We start from the raw sequence: 21,394 nt of genomic DNA, 5'->3' as shown, positions 1-21,394 counted from the left end.
ATGTCTCGTAGTTACGGCGCGGCGCGAAGAAATCAGCGACCGTCGTTGTCTTGTTGTTCCCGTGCGCGGCGCTCGGCCTCGGCGCGCAGCTGGGCGCGGCGCTCGGCCACGCGCCGGCGTATCTCCTCGGCCCGGGCTCGCGCGGCGGCCTGGGCTTCGGTGTCGGAGGTCGGCGAATCGGCGCTGTCGGCCGTCTGCGGCAGCGGCTGCTCCCGCTGCGGCGGCCGCGACGGCGGCGCGCCGGCGGCCAGGGCATCGGTCTCGACCTGGAGCTCCAGGTCGGCACTGCGTCCGCCGTCGGTCGCGAATCGTACGCTGCGTGGACGGATTTCGGTCAGTTTCCAGGCCGAAAGTTCCCCTTCCAGTGCCATGCCTTCGCGCAGCACCAGGGTTTCACGGCCCCGCGCATCGGCAATCATCGCCAGCTTCAGCTCGGGGGTGATGATGATGCCGGCCACGCTGGCCTCGAGCTCCGGGATCTCCGTGACCACCGGCGCCTCCTCCGTGGCATCTTCGTCGACCAGGGCCTCGTCTTCGATGACCGGCAGCTGGCGGTCCTCGAAGAACACCGGGCGATCGGTGATGACTGCGAAGCGCTCGAGCTCGCCGAGCTCCTGGGTCGGCGCGCCGGCCTCGCCGGTGTCGGGCAGACCGGCCGCTGCGGGCGGAATCGACGCCGCATCGCCGTGACCGAGCAGCAGGAAATTCAGGCCCCCGAGCAGCGCCAGCAGGCCGATCGCCGAAAGCAGCAGCACCGACAACAGGTTGTTGCGCGCATCGACCCGGATCATTCGAAACCCTCCCCCGGCTGATCGAGATAACCGAACATCTCGAACCGGACATCGAGCTGGCCATAGGCCTCGCCGCCGCGCCGCGAGGCCTGGCTGAGCATCGCACGCTGATTGATCATCAGGTTGTCGATGAAGATCAACGGCACCGAGCGCTCCAGTTCGTAGAGCACGCGGATGAAGTCCGGCAGCGGACACTGCATGCGCACGCTGACCTTGACGGCCTGGAACCGCTCGGGCTCGCGCGGTCGCTGCGGGGTGGTGTTGGTGACCTGGCACAGGCTGGCATCGTCGGCCCGCCGCTCGACCTCCTCGCGCAGTCGCCGGATCAGCTCGGCCGCCGCGACGTTGAAATCGCCGCCTTCCAGGAACAGCGCGCTGTCCAGGCGCTGGCGCTGGAGCTGCTGCAGCCGTTCCTGCAGTGCATCGCGCTGGCCGGCGGTGGCCTTGAAACGGGCGATCTGGCGCTCCAGCTGGTCGATCTCGCTGCCCAGCGCGGCCTGGCGCACCACGAACCAGTGGAAGCCGGCCAGGTAGACCAGGATCAGGGCGATGACCAGCAGGCCGATCGCCAGCGGGCGACCCTGTTCGCGATCGGGAAGCAGCTGCATCAGGCGCCTCCCTCGTCTTCGACCTGCGCGGCATCGGGTCCGTCGGCGCGGACCACCTGCGAGGTGGTGGTGAACCGCTCCTTGCCGGAGCGCGGATCCATGGTGATGTTGCCGCGGATCTCGGTATCGCGCAGCAGCTCGGATTCGTTCAGCAGGTTGATGACGCGCTGCGATCCGTTGGTCAGGCCCTGCACGGTCATCTCCTGGCCCTGCAGCTGGAAGCGCTGCAGCCAGATGTCGTCGGGCAGCAGCCGGGTGGTCTCGGCCAGCAGTTCGATCGCCGGCGGCTGGGCGGCGCGCTTCTCGGCCAGGAAATTGGCCGCCAGCAGCGATTCCTCGAGGCGCTGCTGCAGCGCCATGACCTGGCGCGCTTCGGTCCGCAGCCGATCGGCGTCCTCGGTCAATCGATTGACCGTCCGCTCGCGCAGGATCAGCGACTGGGCCATGATCAGCCCGGCCAGCAGCACCAGCAGGCCGGCGAGCACCAGGTTGAATCGGGCCCGGGCATGCACGTAGTGGGGCCTGCGCTCGTCGGGCAGCAGGTTGAAGCCCTCCGGTTCGGCCTCGTCGCCGGGCCGGAGCGTATCGACGCGGTGGATGACCACGCCGACCGCGCGCAGCCGCTCGAGCAGGCCGTCGACCGTCTCGCGCGGCACCATGCGCAACTCGACCTGCAGCCGGCCGTGTTCGTGGTCGTGCGCGGCCACCCGGTGGTCGAAATAGACCTGGTCCGGGCTGAACGGCGAGACCTGGTCGATCTGGAACTTCAGCGCCTGGGCCAGGTTGCTCTCGATCGCTGCCGGCAGTTCGATCGGCAGCGCCAGCACATCGTCCTCGTGCAGGCACAGCCGGACCTCCGGGCGACCGTCCTCGAAGCCGGCCTGCAGGTCACGCCAGCGGTCGCGCAGCAGGTCGAGGTCTTCGCCGGCGCCGAACACGTCGGCTACCGCGGGTGAATCGCCGACCCGAAGGATGCGCAGGTCGCCCCCGCCGGTCTCGGCCGGCACGATCCACAGCTGCGGCTTCGGCGGCATCCAGCGTCGCCGCAGCGTCGCCGGCACCAGCGGCGCCAGCTCACCGCCCCACCAGGCGAAGAACGCCGGCAGCGGCGTCGCCCGGTAGCGGCGGCGGACGGCGTCCTGCAGGTTGTCGGCAAGGTTCTGGATCATCGTGTGTCCTGGGTCCGGCTCAGGTCTGCGGCGGCGTCGCTGCGGCCGGCTCGGTCTCGTTTTCCGACCAGCGCACCACGCGGAAGGGCCGGCCTCGGCTGTCGGTGCCGAGCCGGATCGTGGCCGTGATCCGACTCCAGGTGCCCCCCTCGAGGGTCGCCCGGGATTCGACCGTGTGCGTGAGTCCGCCGCCGCGCTGGTTGACCGGCGTTCCGTCCGGCAGCATCAGCTGCATGGCATCGCCGGGATGATACTGCGAGCGTTCCTCGATAAACAACTGCGCCGTCTCCGTGTCCATGTCGGGCAGCGTCCGCAGAACGCTCAGCGGAGCAAAGGCCGGGTTGAAGTTCGCGCGGCCCGAGTGAATGGTAAGACTGGCCTCGACGGCGCGGAAAAGTTCCCAACTCATGCCGATGACCTGCTGCAGTTCGTCGACCGAGGCGAACGGTGCGTTGGCCGGCCCGTAGGGATAGCCGGCCGATCGGTATTCGTCGAGCTCGGCGCCGAGCGGGCGGCTCAGGTCATCGGGGTCGACCCAGTCCTGGATCGCGTCGGTCAGCATCTGCGCCGACTGCGCCTCGACGCCGACCGACTCGAACAGGTTCAGCAGCAACTCCGGCTGGGCCTGGGCCGCGGCGTTGACGTCGATCAGGCCGGTCTCGTCGGTGATCTTCACTTCCACCTCGGCCCCGCCGAAATCGAAGACGTAGGCACGGCCGTCGGCCACCCAGCGGGTCTCCAGGTCCGGATTGCGCAGCTCGACGACGGCGCGATGGATGCCGGCCTCGGCCGCGTAGCGCGCATCGGTGGTGTCGAACAGGAACCGCGACTGCAGGCTCTCGGTCCGGGCCAGCACCGAGAAGGTCCCGATGACCACGGTCAGCAGCACCAGCATCCACAGCACCACGATCAGCGCGATGCCGCGGTTCGAGCGGACCGGATACGGGCCCCGGCTCATTGCCGATCCTGGGTGCGCTGGAGGTGGCGGTTGACCGGCGACAGGATGCTGTCCGAACCCTGCAGCCGCGGCTGGGCGATGCTGGCGCTGTCGACTTTCAGCGGGGTGTTGAGCGGCGGAAAGCGCAGGCCGTTGTCGCGCTCCATGTCCAGCGCCAGCGCGATCGCCAGCGGCATGCGATCGGGCTCCTGCCAGGCCGAGTCCCAGTACACGTTCTCGCCGTTATCCTCGAAGCCGAGGTACTCCAGGTTCAGGCGCCCGACGTTCTCGAGCAGCGTGACCGGCGGTTCGGCGTCGAGATCACCGGGCTCGTAGCCGTTGAGCATCGCGTAGGCGAACACCAGATCCACGCCCTCGCGGCCGCGCTCGACGCGGAATTCCTGCACGTACGGCCCGCCGTAGCTCAGATAGCCCGGCAGCGGCGCGACGAAGCGGACCCGGTCCGGATCGCCCTCGAAGCGGATCGCCTCGCCGTCGACGTCCTCGATGATCAGCGGCTGGGCCAGCGCCAGCCGGGTGCGCAGGAACTCGTGCACGACCCGCAGTCGGTTCGACTCCTCGATCAGCTGCTCGCCCGAGTGGGTCGCGCGCACGCCGGCGCGGAAGCCGCCGTAGGCCATCGCCATGATCAGGGCGATCAGGGCCGTGGCCAGCAGCAGCTCGATCAGCGTGAAGCCGCGACTGCGGTCGGGCAGGGGCAGACCGGTCACGGCATCATCTCCTGACGCTCGGCGAAGAAGCGATCGACCGCGCGCAGGGTCTCGAAGCGCGCCGAGCGCTCACCGCGGCCCGAGCCCCAGGAGACGGTCAGCACGATGTGGTAGAGGTCGATCGGCAGTTCCTCGTAGTTCACCGCTCGCTCGTCCTGGATCAGGTAGGGCTCGATCTCCATTTCCCAGGAATAGCGATCGTCGTAGTCGCCGCCGTAGCGGCCCGGTTCGGGCAGCGCTTCGATGCCGATCATGTCCAGCTGGCTCTGGGCCAGCAGGGCGGCCTGGGTGAAGTCGCTCGAGCGCCGGGTGTTGCTCATCGACGTCGACAGGATCTGCAGCATCACGCCGAACAGCACGGCGAAGATGGCGAACGCGGCCATCACCTCGATCAGGGTGAAGCCGCCGCTGCGGCGGATCGACGGCGCGAATGAACGACGGCGAGGATTCATGTGTCCTCCGGCGGGTCCTGGCTGATCTCGCCGGTCAGCCAGCCGACCGTGATGTACCACTTGCGGTCCTCGACGCTCAGCAGCACGCTGCCGCCGGTCGAGGCGCCGTCGGGATAGAAGCGGATGCCGCCGGCGTTTTCGCCGGTCAGCTCGGAGCGCGCCGTGGTCAGCGTGATGTCCAGCCCTTCGGGCAGGGCTTCGGGCTCACGGCCGGCCGCCTGCCAGGTGCGCGCATCGGCGTCGACCCGGAACACCGCCTCGGTGCGCTGGACGATCGCCTGACCGCGGGTCCGGCGCATGCCGGCGATGATCTCGCGGGCTTCGTTGCGCAGCTCGGCGCCCTTCAGGGAGCGGCTGATCGAGGTTCCGACCAGCCCGAACAGCGCCACCACCAGCATCATCACCACCATCAGTTCGATGAGGCTGAAACCGGCCGCACGCACGCGCATCGAGGTCGCCCTCTCGAACGGGTTCGAGTTGCGGCGACCCCGGCTGCTCACTGTTCCCAGTTGGCCACGTCCTTCGCCGCGCCCTCGCCGCCCGGCGAGCCATCGGCGCCGTAGGAGAACAGGTCGAAGTCCCGGTGCTCGCCCGGATACCGGTACTGATACGCATTCTGCCAGGGGTCGTTCAGATTGGAATTGTTCACGTACGGGCCGTTCCAGTTCGACACGCCGCTGGGCTCCTCGACCAGTTCGCGCAGCTCGCGCGGCGCGCGACCGGTATCGAGGTAGAACTCGTCGACGGCCATCGACAGCCGCTGGATTTCGGCCACCGCCGTGCGGGCCTTGGCGTCTTCGCTGCGGCCCATGATGTTCGGCACGACCAGGCCCGCGATCATGCCGAGAATGACCAGGACGACCAGCAGTTCGATCAGCGAGAAGCCGCCGACGCTCTTCGGTTGGATGGTGTTCATCATCATTCGCTCCTTATCCGATTCGATTCGACCGCACGGGGACGTGAAGATTCCCGCACGAAAGGTACTGCCCGCCCCGGCTCGCCGCCGGCGCGATGAGAACAGGGTCAGCCGACCAGTTCGTTGATGCTCAGGATCGCCATGAGCACCGACATGACGATGAAGCCGATCACCGCGGCCAGGCCCAGGGTCAGGGCCGGCACCAGCAGCGCCATCAGCCGGTCGATCGTGGTCTTGACCTCGCGGTCGTAGGTATCGGCGACCTTCAGCAACATCTCGTCGAGTTGACCGGTTTCCTCGCCGACGTTGATCATCTGCAGCGCCAGGCGCGGAAAATTGCCGCTCTCGTTCAGCGCGCGGGCCAGCGGGGCACCGGTCTTGACCTTCTTGGCCGCCACGCCGACGTCCTCGCGCAGCACGGTATTGCCCATGACGTTACGCGCGATCGAGATCGCCGACAGCAGCGGTACGCCGTTGATCAGCAGCGTGCCGGTGGTCCGGGCCAGCCGGGCCATCTCGATCCTGGCGATCACGTCGCCGATCCACTTCATCTTCAGGAAGCGGGCGTCCCAGCGCAGCCGCGAAGCGGGCCGCGCCATCTGGCCGCGGAACCACAGCACGACCAGCGCGAAACCGCCGGCCAGCGCCCACCAGTAGCCACGAAGCAGTTCGCCGATGGCCACGACGACCTTGGTCATCAGCGGCAGGTCGGCGCCGAAGTCCTCGAACATCGGCGTGAACTGCGGGATCACGTAGATCATCAGCAGCATCAGCGAGGCGATCGCCAGGATCACCAGCAACGCCGGGTAGATCAGCGCCGAGACCACGCCGTCCTTGAGTTCCTTGGCCCGCTCGAGGTATTCCGACATCCGCGCCAGGGTCTGGTCCAGCGCACCGCCCAGCTCGCCGGCCCGGACCATGTTGATGTAGAAGCGCGAGAACACGCCGTGGCGTTCTTCCAGCGCCTCGGACAACGAGATCCCCTCGCGGACCCGGTCGCGGATCTTCGACAGCATCCGCTCGACCCGCTCGTTCTCGGCCAGCTCGACCAGGATGCCGAGCGAGCGGTCCAGCGGCAGGCCGGCGCCGAGCAGCGTGGCCAGCTGGCCGGTCAGGTCGCCGATTTCGCGCTGGGTCAGGCCCTGGCGGCCGCGGAACAGGGTCTCGAGCCGGAAGCCGGCGCCGACTTCCTTGGCCTGGACCGGAATGTTGCCGGTTTCCTGAATGTGCGCCACGACCAGGTCGGCGGTGGGCGCTTCCATCTCGCCGGTCAGGGTTTCGCCGGCGGGCGTGACGGCCTTGTATTCGAAGATCGGCACGGTGCGCTCAGGCTTCCTGGGTGACGCGCAGGACTTCCTCGACGCTGGTCGTGCCGTTCAGCGCCTTGAGCATGCCGTCGGCGTACATCGTGCGCATGCCCTCGGCCACGGCCTGCCGTTCGATCTCGCCGGCGGTAGCCTGCTTCATGACCATGCGACGGATCTCGTCGGACATCTGGAGCAGCTCGATGATGCTGGAGCGGCCCTTGTAGCCGGTCGGATTGACCTCGGAGCTGCCGGGGCGATACAGGGTGATCGGGTCGGCGTCGGTCAGCGCGCGCAGGCCCAGTTCTTCGACCATCTCCGGCAGCACTTCGAACGGCTCGCGGGTCGCGGGATCGAGCCGGCGGACCAGGCGCTGGGCCATGATCGCGTTGACCGTGGAGGTCAGCAGGTAGTCCTCCACGCCCATGTCGAGCATCCGGGTGACGCCGCCGGCGGCATCGTTGGTGTGCAGCGTCGACAGCACCAGGTGCCCGGTCAAGGCCGACTGGATCGCGATCTTGGCGGTTTCCAGGTCGCGCATCTCGCCGATCATGATCACGTCCGGGTCCTGGCGGACGATCGCGCGGAGCGCCGCGGCGAAATTCAGGCCGATCGACGACTTGGCCTGGATCTGGTTGACGCCCTCGAGCTGGTACTCGACCGGGTCTTCGACGGTGATGATCTTGCGCGACGGCGCGTTGAGCTGGCTGAGCGCCGTGTACAAGGTGGTGGTCTTGCCCGAGCCGGTCGGTCCCGTCACCAGGATGATGCCGTGCGGCATCTCGAGCTGGCGGATGAACCGGTCGCGGGTGTCCTCGGCGAAGCCCAGCGCACCGAAATCCAGCGTCACCGCCTCGCGGTCGAGAATTCGCATGACCACGCTCTCGCCGTGCGAGGTCGGCACGGTCGAGACGCGCAGATCCAGCTCCTTGCCCGAGACGCGGTGCATGATGCGGCCGTCCTGCGGCAGGCGACGCTCGGCGATGTTGAGCTTGGCCATGATCTTGACGCGCGAGATCACCGCCGCGGTCGAACGCGCCGGCGGCGCTTCGACTTCCTGAAGCACGCCGTCGATGCGGTAGCGGACCTTGAGCCGGTTCTCGAACGGCTCGATGTGGATGTCGGAGGCCCGCGCTTCGACCGCCCGGCCCAGGATCAGGTTGACCAGCCGGATGACCGGCGCTTCGGAGGCCAGGTCGCGAAGGTGCTCGACGTTTTCCTCGTCGTCGCTCTCGACGTCCGAACCGAGCCCCTCGGCGATCTGGCCCATCGCGCTGCGTCCGCCACCGAAGTAGCGTTCGATCGCGTTGTCGATTTCCGAGGTGATGCCGACGCTGGGCTCGACCGTCAGCCCGGTCGCCATGCGCAGCGCCTTGAGCATGGCCGGGTTCTGCGGATCGGCCATGACCACCTGCAGCGTGCCGTCGTCGACCCGGATCGGCACCAGGTGTTGCTGCTTCATGAACCGGACCGAGATCGACTCGATCTCCGGTGCCTGTTCCGGGTAGTCCTTCTCGGAAACCAGCGGGACCCCGAGCAGATCGGACTGGGCCGAGGCCAGGTCGCGCTCCGAGACCAGGCCCAGCCGGACCAGCAGGGTCAGCAGGTTGCCGCCGTGCTGTTCGCGGTAGGCGCGGGCGCGGGCCAGGTCCTCCGACCGCAGGCGACCCTGTTCGATCAGAAGCGAGCACAGTTCGGCTGCGCGATCCTCGAGATGATCGCCGACCTGGGGCAGCAGGTCGGTTTCGCCGGTTGCGGTCAGAGCGTGTTCCATGGCGGGATTATACGGATACCCTTCAGCGGTCGCCTGCAATGGACAGCCGCCGTGTCGGCGGGTTCCCCGGGCCGGGGCTCAGCGCTTGCGGGTGAACACGACGTCTTCGAGGAACGGCCGGTTCATCAGGATCCAGGTGGCCAGCGGAACGACGGCCGGCAGCATCAGGTAGCCGAGCTGGTAGAACAGCGCGATCATCGTCGGCGACACCGCCGTCTGGGCGATCGCGGCCACACCTTCGGGCTGGACCTTGAACGCCACTTCCTTCATCGCGTCCCAGAACGCACCCCAGGCGGTCACGAAGGAGACCACCACGTAGCCGATCCCGAGTTGGGCCAGCCGCCGCTTGATCGACATCGGCGTGGCCATGATCAGCCCGAACAGCAGCGCCATGCCCCAGGCGTAGATCATGATTTCGCGATCGGCCAGCGCGATCCGCCCCTCCGGGCGAACGAACTGCAGCTGGATCTCGAGCCGGTAGCCGAACTGCACGACGTCGCGGAAGATCTCCGGGAACAGACCGGTCAGCGCCCAGTCGGTCAGCCGGGCCGGGAACCACATCAGCGCCGAGGCCAGGTAGAACCACAGGAAGAAGCCCAGCGGCAGGTACAGGATCGCCAGCAGGAACATCTCCTTGATCGGGTTGTCGCTGATCGAGATCTCGTCGTCGTTCGACGGCTCGTTCGATTCCGGTCGCTGCGGTTCGCTCATCGGATCATCACTGGAAGTCGGGCTCGGGGCACACTAGTCTACCCATCGGCGCGCGTTTTCGAACATCCGCATCCACGGCGACCACTCGCCCCACTCGGTCGGGGCCCAGGAATAGTTGACCGCGCGCAGCAGCCGTTCCGGGTGCGGCATCAGAATGGTCGCGCGGCCGTCGTCGCTGGTCAGGCCGGTGATCCCGGCGGGCGAGCCGTTCGGATTGTCGGGATAGCGCTCGGCCGGACGGCCGTAGCCATCGACGTAGCGCACCGCGACGCGCGCCGAGGAGCGGGCCCGGTCATCGGCGAACACGGCGCGGCCTTCACCGTGGGCCGTGGCCACCGGCAGGCGGCTACCGGCCATCCCGGCCAGCAGGATCGACGGCGATTCGACGATTTCGACCAGGCTCAGGCGAGCCTCGAACTGGCGCGAGCGGTTGTGGACGAATTGCGGCCAGTGGGCCGCGCCCGGAATCATCGAAGCCAGCGCAGACAGCATCTGGCACCCGTTGCAGACGCCGAGCGTGAAGGTGTCGGGCCGGTCGAAGAAGGACCGGAACTGGTCACCGAGACGGCGGCTGAAGCGGATCGATCGCGCCCAGCCGTTGCCGGCGCCGAGCACGTCGCCGAACGAGAACCCGCCGCACACGGCCAGCCCGTGAAAGCCGTCGAGCACCTGGCGACCGTGCTCGAGGTCGCTCATGTGCACGTCGACGGCCTCGAACCCCGCGACGTGGAAGGCCCGCGCCATTTCGCGCTGGCCGTTGACGCCCTGCTCGCGCAGGATCGCCACCCGCGGACGCGCCGTTCCGACGACCGGCGGCGGAGCGGCGTCGAAGGTGACGACCGGCGCAAGCCCCGGCCGCGACCAGTCGGCCAGCTGCCCGAATTCCTCGTCGGCGCAGTCGGGATGGTCGCGCAACCGCTGGACGCGCCAGCTGGTCGATGCCCAGGCCCTGTGCAGCTCGGCCAGCGGACGGTCGATGCAGGTCGCACCGGCCCGTGCAACGCGCAGCCGATCGTCGCCGGTCACCCGGCCGAGCACGGTCAGCGCATGGGCCAGCCCGGCATCGGCCAGTCGCTGCTCGATCGCGGTCCGGTCGGCGGCCCGCGCCTGGACGACCAGGCCGATCTCCTCGTTGAACAGCGCAGCGATCGGATCGACGTCGTCGGACAGGTCCAGGGCCACCCCGGCGTGCCCGGCAAGTGCCATTTCGAGCACGCTGACCAGCAGGCCACCGTCGGAGCGATCGTGCAGGGCCAGGATCCGGCCTTCGGCCAGCAGCTGCTGGACGGCGTCGAACAGCGCGGCGAAGTCGTCGACCGAATCGACGTCCGGCACCGCGCCCAACGCACGGCCGGTGGCCTGGGCCAGCGCCGATCCGCCGAGCCGCATGCCGGGCAGGGCCAGCAGCAACAGTTCGCTCGGCCCGGCGTCGAGCTGGAGTTCGGGCGTGACCGCGCGGCGGACATCGTCGACCGGCGCGAAGGCCGAGACGATCAGCGAGACCGGCGCGATCATCACCTGATCGCCGTCGGCATCGCGCCAGCGGGTCTGCATCGACAGCGAGTCCTTGCCGACCGGGATGGCCAGTTCCAGCGACCGGCAGAATGCCAACGCGACGGCCTCGACGGTTTCGCGCAGCGCGGCGTCCTGGCCCGGTGCACCGCTGGCCGCCATCCAGTTGGCCGACAGCTTGATCGAACGGCGACCGCTCAGTGCAACGCCGGCCAGGTTGGTCAAGGCCTCGGCCACCGCCATCCGGCCCGAGGCCGGGGCATCCCAGACCGCCAGCGGGCTGCGTTCGCCCATGGCCATCGCGGTGCCGGTGTAGTGTGCATAGTCGGTCAGGGTCAGCGCGCAGTCGGCGACCGGCACTTGCCACGGCCCGATCATCTGGTCGCGGGCGCTCAGGCCGCCGACCGTCCGGTCGCCGATGGTGATCAGGAACTGCTTGCTGGCCACGGCGGGCACGGCGAGCACGGCGTCGAGCGCTGCATCGGGCTCCAGGCCCTCGGTACCCCGGTCGTCGACCGGAACGGCAGCACGCGAGACGTCCATGGTCAGCGCGGGGGTCTTGCCGAGCAGGACATCGAGATCCAGGTCGACCGGGGCGTCGCCGTGCTCGGCGTCGGCCACATGCAGCCGATGACCGGCCGTCGCCGGCCCGAGGTCGGCGAACGGGCAGCGCTCGCGCTCGCAGATCGCGCGGAAGCGGTCCAGGTCGTCCTCGGCCACGGCCAGCACGTAGCGCTCCTGCGATTCGTTGCACCAGATGGCCATCGGCGACAGCGAACGATCGGCGGCCGGAATCGCGCGCAGCTGCAGCTCGGCGCCGACCCCGCCGTCGTCCAGCAGCTCGGGAATGGCGTTGGACAGGCCGCCGGCACCGACGTCGTGGATCGACGCGATCGGATTGTCGGCGCCCAGCGACCAGCAGCGGTCGATGACTTCCTGGCAGCGGCGCTCCATCTCGGGGTTGGCGCGCTGGACCGAGGCGAAATCCAGCGCCTCGCTGGACTGGCCGGAATGGACACTGGAGGCCGCGCCGCCGCCGAGCCCGATCAGCATCGCCGGACCGCCGAGCACGATCACCCGGTAGCCCTCGTCCAGCGGCTTCTTCCCGGTCTGGCCCTCGGCAATGGTGCCGGAGCCGCCGGCGATCATGATCGGCTTGTGGTAGCCCCACAGCCGACCGTCGATCTCGGCGGAAAACGTGCGGAAATAGCCGCCGAGGTTCGGTCGGCCGAATTCGTTGTTGTAGCGGGCCGCGCCGATCGGCGCCTCGATCATGATTTCCAGCGCCGTGGCCAGCCTCGACGGCGGCGGCGGCGCGGTCTCCCAGGGCCTGAGCGCGTCCGGAATCCGCAGGTCGGACACGCTGAAACCGGTCAGGCCCGCGACCGGCCGACCGCCGCGACCGGTCGCGGCCTCGTCGCGGATTTCGCCGCCGGACCCGGTTGCGGCACCCGGCTCGGGCGAGATCGCGGTCGGATGGTTATGCGTCTCGACCTTGATCTGAATATGCAGCGGCAGCGCCTCGACCCGCCAGACCGGATCATCGATGCCGGGGCTGAACAGCTCGCCGTCGAAACCACGCAGGACGGCCGCATTGTCGTCATAGGCGACCAGCACGCCGTCGGGCGTTTCGCGGTGGGTGGTGCGGATCATGCCGAACAGCGAATCGCCGAGCGGCTCGCCATCGACGACCCAGTCGGCGTTGAAGATCTTGTGCCGGCAGTGCTCGGAATTGGCCTGCGCGAACATCATCAGCTCGGCATCGGTCGGATCGCGGCCGAGTGCCGCATAGGCCTCGACCAGGTAATCGATCTCGTCGGCGTTCAGCGCCAGGCCCATCTCGTCGTTGGCCCGCGCCAGGGCGGCGGCGGGATCGTCGCCGAGCGCCAGCCGACCCAGCGGCTCGGGCGCCAGCGGCTCGAACCAGTCCGCCAGCGCGGAAAGATCATCGACCGCCGCCTCGGTCATCCGATCGTAGAAGAGCTGCCGGGTTTCCTCGTCGAGTTCATCGGGCTCGATTCCCTCGATCTGCAGCCAGGTCCCGCGCTCGACTCTTCGGACGCCGTCGACGTGGCAGCGGGTGAGGATGTCGCCGGCCTTGCTGGCCCAGGGGCTGACCACACCGCGGCGCGGCACCACGAACAGGTGGGTCGCGTCCGGCATCCCGGAAGGCATCGGCTCGGCATCGAGCACCTGGAGAAGGGCCTCGGACCGTTCGGCCCATGCAGCCGGCTCCAGATCGAGCATCAGGAACTCGCGGCTGTCGATCCGGACGGGGCGCCCGATTCGGCGAACGAGTTGATCGGAAAGTGCGGCGGTCTTGAACCGGGGAAGACCACCCCGGCCGAGCAGAAACTTCATCGCGGCGGCCCGCTGACTGGACGGCCCGCATTATACGGACCCGGCCTGGCCGAACGGGCGGCGTGAAGGCGGTCGCTGTCCTTCATCGGTCGGTCGGAACGCGACAGCACTACGCCCGACCGATGGCCGGTCGGACGTGGAATCCGGATGGATCGGACCTTCAGTCGGCGCTGTGCTGCGCGGCCAGCTGTTCCAGTCGGCCGCGCAGATCGTCGGCCGGAACGTAGCCGGGGATCAGGTCGCCGTCCATGGTCAGCAGCGCCGGCGTGCCGGTCACGCCCAGCGCCTGGCCCAGGCGGTACTGCTCGGCCACCGGCGACTGGCAGGCCTCGGCGGTCGGACTGCCGCCGGCCTTGGCCTCGTCCATCGCCGCATGCTGGTCATCACTGCACCAGACGGCATCCATCTTGCGGAAGGTTTCCGATCCGGCCCCGGCCCGCGGAAACGCCAGATAGTTGATCCGGATGCCGGCTTCGGTGTACTCGCTGATCTGCTGATGCAGCCGGCGGCAATAGCCGCAGTCGACGTCGGTGAAGACCAGCAGTTCATATTCGGGGTTGTCCGGGCCGAACCGGATCAGTTGCTCGGTGTCGATGGCCTGGACCAGGTCCTTGCGGATCTCGGTCTTGGCGGCATTGGTCAGGTCGGTCCGCGACTCCAGGTCGAGCAGACGACCCTGCATCAGATACCGCCCGTCTTCGCTCATGTAGACGATATCGCCGCCCAGCCGAACCTGGAGCACGCCCGGGATCGCCGACTCGGCAATGGTGATTTCGGTCTCGGGCCCGGTCAGGCTTTCCAGTCGGTCGCGCACGACCTGATAGTCCTGGGCATCAGCCGGCATCGTGGTCAGCACAAGCGCGCCGACGGCCAGCAGGGTCGAAAGGGGTCGGATGTTCACGGCAGTCCTCGGTCGTGGTTTCTTGAATGCACCGGAACGCTTCGGAACCGGCGGGAACGGTCGCTTGGAACGGAAGATCGACTGGAAGTTCCGGCCCGAAACGGAATCGGCGTAGTCTACGGAATCTCACCGCAGGTCTGCGTGGATCGCGCTTCGGCCGTGGAAGACGGGGCCACCCGGTGCGGCCCGCTCGCGGCGATGCACGGCAGTGAACGCATCGTGACCGGGACCGCTAACCGCGCGGGTGGTGCCGATGATGCAGGTCCTTGAGTCGAGCCTGGGCCACGTGGGTGTAGATCTGGGTCGTCGCCAGGTCGGCGTGACCGAGCAGCATCTGGACCACTCGCAGGTCGGCGCCGTGATCGAGCATGTGGGTGGCGAACGAATGGCGCAGCTTGTGGGGGGTCAATCGCGAGCCGAAGCCCAGCGCCAGGGCCTGACCACGGATGCGCTGCCAGATGCCCTGCCTCGACAAGCGACGACCGCGCCGGGATACGAACACAGCATCGTCCGAGTCGTCGGCCCAGTCCCTGCGCGGCCCGTCCATCCAGCGAGTCAACCATTCACAGGCCGAATCGCCCAGCGGAACGAGCCGATCCTTGCCGCCCTTTCCGGTCACCCGGACCACGCCCTGTCGCAGGTTCACGTTGGCCCGCTCCAGACCGGCCAGCTCGCTGACGCGCAGCCCGCTGGCGTAGAGCACCTCGAGCATCGCTCGGTCGCGCAGCCCCAGTGCTGTATCCACGTCCGGCGAGCGCATCAGGGCAACCACTTCGTTCTCGCTGAGCACACCGGGCAATCGCATCGGAGAACGCGGCGGCTCGAAATGGGCCAGCGGATCGTCGTTCATTCGCCCCTCACGCCGCAGCCAGGCGCAGAAGCGCCGCAGCGCGCTGAGCTGTCGGCGCAGGCTGCTGACCTGCGTGCCGCCACGCAATCGCTGCGCGAACAGGTCCATCAGCGTGCGTCGTTCGACGACGATCAAGCGCCCGGCGCTCACGAAAAGACCCGACCGGGCAAACCCGGTCAGGTCGTTTCGATAGGCGTCGAGGGATTTCGGCGCCAGGCCGTCTTCGGCCCAGGCGGCGTCGATGAAGCGGTCGATCAGCTCACCCGGATCATCCATCGCCGGCGGCCCGTGCAATGAGCTACTTGCCGGTGATCCGGGCAATGCCCTTCTCGGCCATTTCCTCGAGGTCGACGAGTTTCGACCGCGTTGCGCCGACAATGTCATCCAGCGCTCGGCGGCTGGCAGCCGCTTCCTGCGCGGCGATCTGGCTTGCCGCGTCCCGGATCATTTCAGCCGCCTCGGCCAGCCGGGCCCACGGATCAGCGCTCAGCGCTTTTTTTTTCCGGCCTTTTTTCTGGTCGCCTTCTTTTTGGAGGCCTTTTTCTTGGAGGCCTTTTTCTTGGAGGCCTTTTTCTTGGAGGCCTTTTTCTTGGAGGCCTTCTTCTTGGAGGCCTTCTTCTTGGAGGCCTTCTTCTTGGAGGCCTTCTTCTTGGAGGCCTTCTTCTTGGAGGCCTTCTTCTTGGAGGCCTTCTTCTTGGAGGCCTTCTTCTTGGAGGCCTTCTTCTTGGAGGCCTTCTTCTTGGAGGCCTTCTTCTTGGAGGCCTTCTTCTTGGAGGCCTTCTTCCTGGAAGCCTTCTTCTTGGAGGCCTTCTTCTTGGAGGCCTTCTTCTTGGAGGCCTTCTTCTTGGAGGCCTTCTTCTTGGAGGCCTTCTTCTTGGAGGCCTTCTTCTTGGAGGCCTTCTTCTTGGAGGCCTTCTTCTTGGAGGCCTTCTTCTTGGAGGCCTTCTTCTTGGAGGCCTTCTTCTTGGACGCCTTCTTCTTGGAGGCCTTCTTCTTGGACGCCTTCTTCTTGGAGGCCTTCTTCTTGGAAGCCTTCTTCTTGGACGCCTTCTTCCTGGAAGTCTTCTTCTCTGGAGCGGGCTCGGGCGGAGAAACAGTGCCTGCCGATCCAGCGTCGTCGCCGACCTGTTGGTCCAAGGTGCTCTCGGTATTGTTCTGCATCGTCTTCCTCCCCGGTCAGCGATGTCGAAGGTCAGTTAGTGCGTTCATCGGACGTTGTCGTTCCGGCGTTTCGATGATCCGCATCCTGTTAACGGCTTGCTATCCGCTGGCGTGTCTGGTTGATGTGGTTGATCCACTCCTGCGCCGCTGCTCGGAGTCTGCCATAGTCCGACGCACGATTAAAGGCCTGTTCGGCCTCATCGTAATCGCCGAGATTGAAATGCGACATGCCCACGAGGATGTGTGCATTGCCTGCTTGCGAGTCGGTCAGGTCGCCTTTTTCCAGCGCCCGGTTCGCAGCGGCCAGCGCTTCATCCCAGTCTTCACGGTTGACCAGGATCGAGGCGCGCTGGAAGTCGATCTTCCCGCTATCGGAAAGCTCGCCGGCGCGGTCGTAGGCCGCCAGCGCCTGGTCCATCTCGCGCGCTTCGTACCAGGCGCCCGCGGTCATTTCCCAGTTCTGCGTGGTCGCATCGACAATGCCGCGTTCCAGCCCGTCCTGGAGCACCGAGGCCGCTTGACGCGGCGAGTCCAGCTCCTGCAGCAGGCCAGCCAACTGAATGAATTCACTACCCTTGTCGAGCAGACCCTTGCGCCAGGCCAGGCGCAGGGCGGCCATGGCCTCCTCTTCGTTATCGAGCTCGATCTGGATACCCGACAGCTGAATCCAGTAGGCCTTTCGGTCCGGGTTCATCGCGATCAGGATCTTCAGCACGTCGACGGCCGGCGGCCATTCCTCGAGCTCCATGTGCATGCCGAGCTTGACGCGGTACCAGCTCTCCGGCGGATCCTCGCGAAGCTCGATCGCCGTGTCGATGGATTCCAGCGCCTGCCGGAACTCGTCACGCTGCATGTGCAGGTTGGCCTTCAGAAGCCAGACGTCGGCCTGCTTCTTGGCATCCTCGGTGGACACGCAGAACCAGAGATCGAGCTGCTCCAGGGCCTCGTCGTACTGCTCGATGGCGTTGTAGAGCTGGGCGACCTGCAGGATCATCTCGAAGTGCTGGTCGTTCGGCATCGAATTGATCCGGATCGCTTCATTGAAATGCCGGATCGCGCGCTGGTAATCCTCCTGCTGCGCGGCTGCAAAGCCCATGGCCTGCTCGACCGATGCCTTTTCGTAATCGGACAGCCGACGCTCGCGCATTTCGGCCAGGTCGTTGTAGGCCTCGGCGAACAGGTCCTCGCCGAATTTCTCGAAGATGTCGTTGAGCCGCCGATAGACCGGCTCGGACAACAGCCCCGGATCGACCTCGCGTTCGACTCCGCAGGTCACCGTTCCTTCGGCCTGGGCGAACACTGCGGTCGGCGCTGCCAGACTGGCCGCAAACGCCGCAGTCAGCGCCGCGGCAAGGGTCAGAGAAGAGTTCGTGCGAATCATGATCCGTCCAGATTGAAATCGATCTGCTGGGTTGCGGAGCGTGACACGGCCACGCCGTCGACGATCCTCGGCTTGAATTTCCAGCGCAGGATGGCGCGAAGCGCGGCCCGGTCGAACACGCGCGGTGGCTCGGCGTCGATCACGCGCGGGTTGGTCACGGTTCCGGTCTCGGTGATCGTGAACTGGACGCGAACCCAGCCTTCGATCTGGTTCATCGCCGCATCCCGGGGATATTGCGGCTGGATCCGAACCAGCGGCACCACGTCACCCTCGGCGTTCCGGTTGGTGTTGAAACTGTTGAGCACGGGGTTTCCGCCGGTCGGCGAGAAGTTCAGATCCGGCATCTCGAGCTCGGGCATGTTCACGGCCTGCTGCTCGACCTGGGCGATCTCGAGATCGGGCGGCGGCGGCGGCTCATCCGGCGGCGGCGGCGGCTCGGGTCGCCGGCGCTCTTCCTTGGTCAGGTTCTCCTCGATCTCGACGGGCCCGAAGCGAATGCCCGGCGGCGGCTCGATTTCCTCGCGCTGCCCACCGGCGCCCGAAATCAATCGATGCATCATGTAGAACGCCGCCAGCGTGACGATCACGGCCAACAGCACGGAGATGACGTAACGAAATCCTGTACCCATGTTCCTACCCCCCGCCGGTCTGTTCGGCGGAAATTGCCATGCGGGAAACGCCGGCGGCCTGGACCTGGTCCATGATGTCGACCAGGGTCCCGGTGCGAGCACCCTTGTCTGAAATCAGGATGACCGAGCCCTCCGGGTTCTCGTCTCGTGCGCGGGACACCAGGGTGCGCACGTCGCTCAACTCGATCTGACTGCCGTTCATCCAGATCTGGTCATTGCTGTCGATTCCGATCAGGACATTACCCTGCGGTCGTGCTTCCGAGGTGATGGCCGTCGGCTTCTCGACCTCGACGCCGGTCTCGCGGACGAAGGTGGTGGTAACGATGAAGAAGATCAGCATGATGAACACGATGTCCAGCATCGGCGTGATGTTGATCTCCGGCTCGTCCTTTGCAGCGTGTCTGCGTGCCATTGAAGATGGGTCCTCGATTCAGTCTCAGTCGTGCTGCAGGATGTCTTCGAGCTTTTCGGCCTCGATGTCGGCCTTGCGGTCGAGATGCGAAGCGAAATAGACCCCGGACAGGGCGGCCACCATTCCGGCCATCGTCGGGATGGTCGCCTTCGACACACCGGCGGCCATGGCCCGGGCGTTGCCTGTGCCGAAGAACGCCATGACGTCGAAGACCGCGACCATGCCGGTCACCGTGCCCAGCAGCCCGAGCAGCGGGCAGATCGCGACCAGGGTCTGGATCGTGCGCACGTTCTTCTCGAGCTGACCCCGCAACTGACTGATCATCTCTTCCTTGACGCGATGGGCATGCCAGGAGCGATGGTCGCTCCTGGCCTGCCAGCGGTCGATGAGCTCACGACGCTCGGCCGGCAGCACCCGGAAGAGGTACCAGTAGCGCTCGATGATCAGCGTCCACATCACCAGCAGAACGGCCATGATCGCCCACAGGACGTTCCCGCCGATCTCGATGAAGCCGCGGATCGATTCGAGAAGGTTATACAGAGTGACCATGGCGCTCTTCCGCGGTCCGCGCGATGATGCCGGCGGCCTGTTCTTCGAGAATCTGGATCAGCTGCCGTGCGCGCGACTGCAGGACGCTGTGGATCAGGGTCAGCGGAATCGCCACGACCAGGCCGAGCACGGTGGTGATCAGTGCCATCGAAATACCGCTGGCCATCATCCTCGGATCGCCGGTACCGAACAGCGTGATCTGCTGGAAGGTCACGATCATGCCGACCACGGTACCGAGCAGACCGACCAGCGGCGCGACGACGTACAGCACCTTGATCAGCGGCAGCCCCGATTCCAGCGGCGCGGTTTCGCGCAGGATGGCTTCGTCGAGCTTGAGTTCCAGGGTTTCGACATCGGCGTCCGGGTTGTCTTCGTAGACGGCCAGCACCCGGCCCAGGGCATTGCCCTTGTCGGCGCTGGAGCGCTTGGCCTGGCGCTTGATCGCATTCCCGCGGAGGAACAGCATGGTGCCCTTCCACAGCGCGAACAGCACACCGAAGACACCCATCACGATGATGACCATGCCGACGGTGCCACCCTGACGTACGCGTTCACGAAGGTTCGGCGCACGAACCACCGAGGCCAGGATGGTACCGCGGGTGAAGTCGACGGCCATTTCCTCGACCGTGCCGGGCGCGGCGTTCTGGAAGTCCGCGGCCATCGCCTGGAAGCGACCGGCCGGCTGGCGCGGCAGCTCGATCAGCGCCTCGCGGGTCGAATCCCAGCGCAGGAACCTGCCGTTCGACACCGCGTTGAACACGCCGAGACGAGCCACCGAGCGGCCCGATTCCAGGTCGCCGTCGGCGTTGACGACATCGGCCGTGAACTCGACGGTCTGTCCGGAGTTGCGGATTTCGCGAGCGATCGCAAGCCACATCTCGCGCAACTCCTCGACCCGCGGCAGGCGATCGCGCTGCGCGAGGTCGGACAGGAACTGCGAGCGGCCCGGGTACTGGGCCGAGGTCATCGAGTCGTCCAGTGTCGAGGCGAAATCGCCGGCGACCTGCCGGACCACGCCGAACAGCTCGCCGAGGTTGCCCTGACGTTCGGCCAGCGTGGTTTCGAGATCGGCCAGCTCACGTTCGTTGTCGTCGAACTCCGCGTTCAGCCGATCCGAACGCTGCTGCTGGGCACGCAGTTCGGCGCGCGCTTCTTCCAGCAGCTGCTGCTGGCGATTCCGCTCCGAGCGGAATTCCTGCAGGCGCTGCTGATCGATTCGGGCTTCCTGCGAAGCCGCCTGTTCGACCTCGCGCAGCAGGTCGTCGAGGGTTTCCTGCGCGAATCCGCTACCCGGAACCAGCAGCCAGGCGCTGGCGATAACAAGGATCAGACGATTCATCATTCACTCTCCGGTGCGGGCACGGGCAGACGCACCAGATCCGGTGCAACCTGGTTCTGCGCGATCGCCAGGCCGTCGCTGACGGGCAGGCGGTACTGGTCGCCGAGCTGTTCGAACTCGCGGCTGTTCGGATTCCACCAGCCGGTCAGGGTCCCGTCGAGCGACTGGTAGAACAACAGCGTTCGACCGACGCGCAGGAAGTTGACTTCCTGGCCGCTCGGCAGCTGGCCACTGTAGCCTTCGGTTGTCCGACCCAGCTCGATTTCGTCGAGATAGGCCTCGAGGATGCGGCGATACTTCTCCGAGGTGGTCACGTCGGCAAGATCCAGCGCATCGACCAGGAACTCGGCACGCCCGAGGCGCTCATCGAGCCGGAACGGCACATCGGCCTGGATCAGGCGCGGCAGCGTTTCGGCCATTTCGATCATCAACGGCACGACGTCGCGGTTGGTCGCCTCGAGGTTGGCCAGGTCGTCGTTGATCTGGACGATCTCCTCTTCCTGGTTGTTGACGACCCGTTGCAGCTGATCGTTGTAGATCCGCAGGCTCTCGATCTCGTTGAGCAGGCCGCGGTACTCGGCAACGATATCGTCGGTCTGGTCGGCCACCTGATTGATCTGGGCCTGCACCTGAGCCGCGTTGCGAGTGATCTGGTTCTCGGTATCGATGCTGCGTTCGAGCACCTGGGCGTTGGCCGTCAGACCCAGCGTCAGCGCGACGCCGCCGGCCAGCGCCGCGGGCAGCGCGCGACGGAGAAGTTGATGTTTCGACATAGTGGATTTTCCGCTTTTCATGGTTCGGATTCGTCGGAGGGCGGCGCGCATCATGCCCCGCCTCGGGTCATGGTTTCAACACGACCCCTTCGTTTTCGTGTCGGGACCCGCGCCCTCCGGGGCTCGAGCCGAC

The 21,394-nt window shown here is 66.8% G+C and carries 22 protein-coding genes; all 22 read right to left on the bottom strand.

Annotated elements, in window-relative coordinates:
- Nucleotides 1-32: 32 nt before the first annotated feature.
- The 22 genes from HFP89_RS07855 to HFP89_RS07750 all read right to left on the bottom strand — a co-directional run bounded on the left by HFP89_RS07855 (nucleotide 33) and on the right by HFP89_RS07750 (nucleotide 21,261).
- Nucleotides 33-791, bottom strand: a complete 759-nt coding sequence (locus HFP89_RS07855; protein WP_168717090.1) for a hypothetical protein — start codon at nucleotides 789-791, stop codon at nucleotides 33-35.
- A complete protein-coding gene (gene gspM / locus HFP89_RS07850) occupies nucleotides 788-1,399 on the bottom strand; it encodes a type II secretion system protein GspM (RefSeq protein ID WP_168717089.1) in 612 nt (203 codons plus the stop codon). Before gspM ends, HFP89_RS07855 begins: the two co-directional genes overlap by 4 nt.
- Entirely contained in the window at nucleotides 1,399-2,568 is a 1,170-nt protein-coding gene (locus tag HFP89_RS07845) for a PilN domain-containing protein (RefSeq protein WP_168717088.1), read from the bottom strand. The genes gspM and HFP89_RS07845 overlap by 1 nt, the downstream gene beginning before the upstream one ends.
- A 19-nt stretch (nucleotides 2,569-2,587) precedes the next feature.
- Nucleotides 2,588-3,526 (bottom strand): type II secretion system protein GspK, encoded by a 939-nt coding sequence (locus tag HFP89_RS07840; protein WP_168717087.1) that lies wholly within the window; start codon nucleotides 3,524-3,526, stop codon nucleotides 2,588-2,590.
- Entirely contained in the window at nucleotides 3,523-4,236 is a 714-nt protein-coding gene (locus tag HFP89_RS07835) for a prepilin-type N-terminal cleavage/methylation domain-containing protein (protein ID WP_168717086.1), read from the bottom strand. The genes HFP89_RS07840 and HFP89_RS07835 overlap by 4 nt, the downstream gene beginning before the upstream one ends.
- On the bottom strand, nucleotides 4,233-4,688 hold the full coding sequence (locus HFP89_RS07830) for a type II secretion system protein (protein ID WP_168717085.1): 456 nt from the start codon (nucleotides 4,686-4,688) through the stop codon (nucleotides 4,233-4,235). The genes HFP89_RS07835 and HFP89_RS07830 overlap by 4 nt, the downstream gene beginning before the upstream one ends.
- On the bottom strand, nucleotides 4,685-5,137 hold the full coding sequence (locus HFP89_RS07825) for a GspH/FimT family pseudopilin (protein WP_168717084.1): 453 nt from the start codon (nucleotides 5,135-5,137) through the stop codon (nucleotides 4,685-4,687). The genes HFP89_RS07830 and HFP89_RS07825 overlap by 4 nt, the downstream gene beginning before the upstream one ends.
- Before the next feature lie 47 nt (nucleotides 5,138-5,184).
- A complete protein-coding gene (gene gspG / locus HFP89_RS07820; RefSeq protein ID WP_168717083.1) occupies nucleotides 5,185-5,604 on the bottom strand; it encodes a type II secretion system major pseudopilin GspG in 420 nt (139 codons plus the stop codon).
- 107 nt (nucleotides 5,605-5,711) lie between these two features.
- A complete protein-coding gene (locus HFP89_RS07815; protein WP_168717082.1) occupies nucleotides 5,712-6,923 on the bottom strand; it encodes a type II secretion system F family protein in 1,212 nt (403 codons plus the stop codon).
- Between the two features lie 7 nt (nucleotides 6,924-6,930).
- Nucleotides 6,931-8,682, bottom strand: a complete 1,752-nt coding sequence (gene gspE / locus HFP89_RS07810; protein WP_168717081.1) for a type II secretion system ATPase GspE — start codon at nucleotides 8,680-8,682, stop codon at nucleotides 6,931-6,933.
- Nucleotides 8,683-8,760: 78 nt separating this feature from the next.
- Nucleotides 8,761-9,393 (bottom strand): exosortase H-associated membrane protein, encoded by a 633-nt coding sequence (locus HFP89_RS07805; protein ID WP_168717080.1) that lies wholly within the window; start codon nucleotides 9,391-9,393, stop codon nucleotides 8,761-8,763.
- 33 nt (nucleotides 9,394-9,426) lie between these two features.
- Entirely contained in the window at nucleotides 9,427-13,266 is a 3,840-nt protein-coding gene (gene purL / locus HFP89_RS07800) for a phosphoribosylformylglycinamidine synthase (protein ID WP_168717079.1), read from the bottom strand.
- A 160-nt stretch (nucleotides 13,267-13,426) separates the two neighbouring features.
- Nucleotides 13,427-14,167, bottom strand: a complete 741-nt coding sequence (locus tag HFP89_RS07795; protein WP_168717078.1) for a DsbC family protein — start codon at nucleotides 14,165-14,167, stop codon at nucleotides 13,427-13,429.
- Between the two features lie 232 nt (nucleotides 14,168-14,399).
- On the bottom strand, nucleotides 14,400-15,293 hold the full coding sequence (xerD, locus tag HFP89_RS07790; protein WP_168717077.1) for a site-specific tyrosine recombinase XerD: 894 nt from the start codon (nucleotides 15,291-15,293) through the stop codon (nucleotides 14,400-14,402).
- 22 nt (nucleotides 15,294-15,315) lie between these two features.
- Nucleotides 15,316-15,465, bottom strand: coding sequence for a hypothetical protein (locus HFP89_RS07785; protein ID WP_168717076.1), 150 nt, complete (start codon nucleotides 15,463-15,465; stop codon nucleotides 15,316-15,318).
- Nucleotides 15,466-15,503: 38 nt separating this feature from the next.
- Nucleotides 15,504-16,178 (bottom strand): histidine biosynthesis protein HisIE, encoded by a 675-nt coding sequence (locus tag HFP89_RS07780; protein ID WP_168717075.1) that lies wholly within the window; start codon nucleotides 16,176-16,178, stop codon nucleotides 15,504-15,506.
- 88 nt (nucleotides 16,179-16,266) lie between these two features.
- Nucleotides 16,267-17,559: a tetratricopeptide repeat protein gene (locus HFP89_RS07775; protein WP_168717074.1), complete on the bottom strand. Its 1,293-nt coding sequence runs from the start codon at nucleotides 17,557-17,559 to the stop codon at nucleotides 16,267-16,269.
- Complete coding sequence (locus HFP89_RS07770) at nucleotides 17,556-18,188, bottom strand: energy transducer TonB (protein WP_168717073.1); 633 nt, start codon at nucleotides 18,186-18,188, stop codon at nucleotides 17,556-17,558. The genes HFP89_RS07775 and HFP89_RS07770 overlap by 4 nt, the downstream gene beginning before the upstream one ends.
- 4 nt (nucleotides 18,189-18,192) lie before the next feature.
- Nucleotides 18,193-18,600, bottom strand: a complete 408-nt coding sequence (locus tag HFP89_RS07765; protein ID WP_168717072.1) for a biopolymer transporter ExbD — start codon at nucleotides 18,598-18,600, stop codon at nucleotides 18,193-18,195.
- Nucleotides 18,601-18,624: 24 nt separating this feature from the next.
- The gene (locus tag HFP89_RS07760; RefSeq protein WP_168717071.1) at nucleotides 18,625-19,149 is read right to left on the bottom strand and encodes a MotA/TolQ/ExbB proton channel family protein; all 525 of its coding nucleotides are present in this window, start codon (nucleotides 19,147-19,149) and stop codon (nucleotides 18,625-18,627) included.
- Nucleotides 19,133-20,488, bottom strand: a complete 1,356-nt coding sequence (locus HFP89_RS15990) for a MotA/TolQ/ExbB proton channel family protein (protein WP_168717070.1) — start codon at nucleotides 20,486-20,488, stop codon at nucleotides 19,133-19,135. Before HFP89_RS15990 ends, HFP89_RS07760 begins: the two co-directional genes overlap by 17 nt.
- The gene (locus tag HFP89_RS07750; protein WP_168717069.1) at nucleotides 20,488-21,261 is read right to left on the bottom strand and encodes a DUF3450 domain-containing protein; all 774 of its coding nucleotides are present in this window, start codon (nucleotides 21,259-21,261) and stop codon (nucleotides 20,488-20,490) included. Before HFP89_RS07750 ends, HFP89_RS15990 begins: the two co-directional genes overlap by 1 nt.
- Between the last annotated feature and the right edge of the window lie 133 nt (nucleotides 21,262-21,394).

This window comes from Wenzhouxiangella sp. XN79A (assembly GCF_012272825.1).
In the GTDB taxonomy this organism is placed as follows: Bacteria; Pseudomonadota; Gammaproteobacteria; order Xanthomonadales; family Wenzhouxiangellaceae.
This window is presented reverse-complemented; position numbering and strand designations above follow the sequence as displayed.

Excerpts from the sequence above, each read along its gene's own strand:
- HFP89_RS07775 (WP_168717074.1), bottom strand. The coding sequence starts at position 17,559 with ATGATTCGCACGAACTCTTCTCTGACCCTTGCCGCGGCGCTGACTGCG.
- HFP89_RS07805 (WP_168717080.1), bottom strand. The coding sequence starts at position 9,393 with ATGAGCGAACCGCAGCGACCGGAATCGAACGAGCCGTCGAACGACGAC.
- HFP89_RS07830 (WP_168717085.1), bottom strand. The coding sequence starts at position 4,688 with ATGAATCCTCGCCGTCGTTCATTCGCGCCGTCGATCCGCCGCAGCGGC.
- HFP89_RS07855 (WP_168717090.1), bottom strand. The coding sequence starts at position 791 with ATGATCCGGGTCGATGCGCGCAACAACCTGTTGTCGGTGCTGCTGCTT.
- HFP89_RS07770 (WP_168717073.1), bottom strand. The coding sequence starts at position 18,188 with ATGGGTACAGGATTTCGTTACGTCATCTCCGTGCTGTTGGCCGTGATC.
- xerD (WP_168717077.1), bottom strand. The coding sequence starts at position 15,293 with ATGGATGATCCGGGTGAGCTGATCGACCGCTTCATCGACGCCGCCTGG.
- HFP89_RS07780 (WP_168717075.1), bottom strand. The coding sequence starts at position 16,178 with ATGCAGAACAATACCGAGAGCACCTTGGACCAACAGGTCGGCGACGAC.
- purL (WP_168717079.1), bottom strand. The coding sequence starts at position 13,266 with ATGAAGTTTCTGCTCGGCCGGGGTGGTCTTCCCCGGTTCAAGACCGCC.
- gspE (WP_168717081.1), bottom strand. The coding sequence starts at position 8,682 with ATGGAACACGCTCTGACCGCAACCGGCGAAACCGACCTGCTGCCCCAG.
- gspM (WP_168717089.1), bottom strand. The coding sequence starts at position 1,399 with ATGCAGCTGCTTCCCGATCGCGAACAGGGTCGCCCGCTGGCGATCGGC.
- HFP89_RS07785 (WP_168717076.1), bottom strand. The coding sequence starts at position 15,465 with ATGATCCGGGACGCGGCAAGCCAGATCGCCGCGCAGGAAGCGGCTGCC.
- gspG (WP_168717083.1), bottom strand. The coding sequence starts at position 5,604 with ATGAACACCATCCAACCGAAGAGCGTCGGCGGCTTCTCGCTGATCGAA.
- HFP89_RS07750 (WP_168717069.1), bottom strand. The coding sequence starts at position 21,261 with ATGTCGAAACATCAACTTCTCCGTCGCGCGCTGCCCGCGGCGCTGGCC.
- HFP89_RS07845 (WP_168717088.1), bottom strand. The coding sequence starts at position 2,568 with ATGATCCAGAACCTTGCCGACAACCTGCAGGACGCCGTCCGCCGCCGC.
- HFP89_RS15990 (WP_168717070.1), bottom strand. The coding sequence starts at position 20,488 with ATGAATCGTCTGATCCTTGTTATCGCCAGCGCCTGGCTGCTGGTTCCG.
- HFP89_RS07765 (WP_168717072.1), bottom strand. The coding sequence starts at position 18,600 with ATGGCACGCAGACACGCTGCAAAGGACGAGCCGGAGATCAACATCACG.
- HFP89_RS07760 (WP_168717071.1), bottom strand. The coding sequence starts at position 19,149 with ATGGTCACTCTGTATAACCTTCTCGAATCGATCCGCGGCTTCATCGAG.
- HFP89_RS07840 (WP_168717087.1), bottom strand. The coding sequence starts at position 3,526 with ATGAGCCGGGGCCCGTATCCGGTCCGCTCGAACCGCGGCATCGCGCTG.
- HFP89_RS07825 (WP_168717084.1), bottom strand. The coding sequence starts at position 5,137 with ATGCGCGTGCGTGCGGCCGGTTTCAGCCTCATCGAACTGATGGTGGTG.